The sequence below is a fragment of the Oleiphilus sp. HI0067 genome, assembly GCF_001635735.1.
The window spans coordinates 1-1,071 of the sequence record NZ_LWFI01000062.1; the positions used below are offsets into that span (position 1 = coordinate 1).

Below are 1,071 nucleotides of genomic sequence, written 5' to 3' on the forward strand. Positions count from 1 at the left end.
TAACATTAAAGGAACAAAAGGTCTCTTACATTCATATTTAGTGTTGTGTGAATGAGATTCAAATTAACCTTAGGTAAGGCACTATTTTTATAAGAAGGGCCACAACTCAGTTGTGCCCAAAGTATCACTTTGAGGGAAAGCAAGCGCCACCTTCGGCACTAGATAACTGAATCGTGTTCAGCACTGGTACGAAACGGGAGTCATTCTGCATCGACTGACTTTTAACGCGTGCGAAATAAAAGCCCGACAGCAATCCGATTACCCCAGCGAAAATCGAAAAGAGTTCATTCTCTGTTGTTGCGAAAGCTAGTCCTGCAGATGCAAGCATTATGATGAGAGGCACCAAAAACATTAAGACCGATGCGTACAGCAAGCCTTCATCTGGTAAATCTATCGTCACAGTCTGGCCTACCTGTGCATCTAAGGAGTTATCAACCCAAAACTCCATGCTCTTCTCAGAGCCGAGCTTTGAGATCAAGCCTTGACCACAAGAGTTTTCTAACTGACAACTTTGACAAGAACTTCTTCTTTGAGTCTGAATAAGAGCACGCTGATCACGAAGCTCAAGAACTATACCGCGTTCACTTGCCATGCGGCTACTCCATGATCGGCTGAACACCCTCAGCGATGTTCATCGCCGTCATGGGTGGAATTTCACCAACAACCGTCACTGTGTATTCAGAGTCATTAAACTCTAGAGGTTTGATATACATAGTTGTTGCACCAACCTTAGTCGCGCCATTTGGTAACGATGCCTTGCTCTTCAACTCAACAAAAACGGTATAGTTCGCAAGACCATCGGAGTACAACACAACACTACCCGCTTTCTTAGTCGATTCTACTTCCATAAATCCGGGAGGGTGATAATTAGCAGTCCAGTTTAGTCTTTCTGGCCAACGCATATCGTTTTCACTCATCGGCACTTTATGGTGAGAAACAACGCTACTATCCACATCAAATTCAAAATCAGAATCAAACGTTTCGGCAGGCAATTCTAATTGGGAGAATTGAAATAACTCTAATGGTTTGTCTTGAACACCCAAGACCTGTGATTTCAACAACAAACCCGTG

The 1,071-nt window shown here is 43.4% G+C and carries 2 protein-coding genes; both read right to left on the bottom strand.

The window, feature by feature from the left end; genetic code table 11:
- Positions 1-124: 124 nt before the first annotated feature.
- Positions 125-592: a SoxR reducing system RseC family protein gene (locus A3739_RS01060; RefSeq protein ID WP_068499849.1), complete on the bottom strand. Its 468-nt coding sequence runs from the start codon at positions 590-592 to the stop codon at positions 125-127.
- Between the two features lie 4 nt (positions 593-596).
- Positions 597-1,071, bottom strand: a 475-nt coding sequence (locus A3739_RS01065; RefSeq protein WP_197471926.1) for a MucB/RseB C-terminal domain-containing protein, incomplete at its 5' end; no start/stop codon positions are given.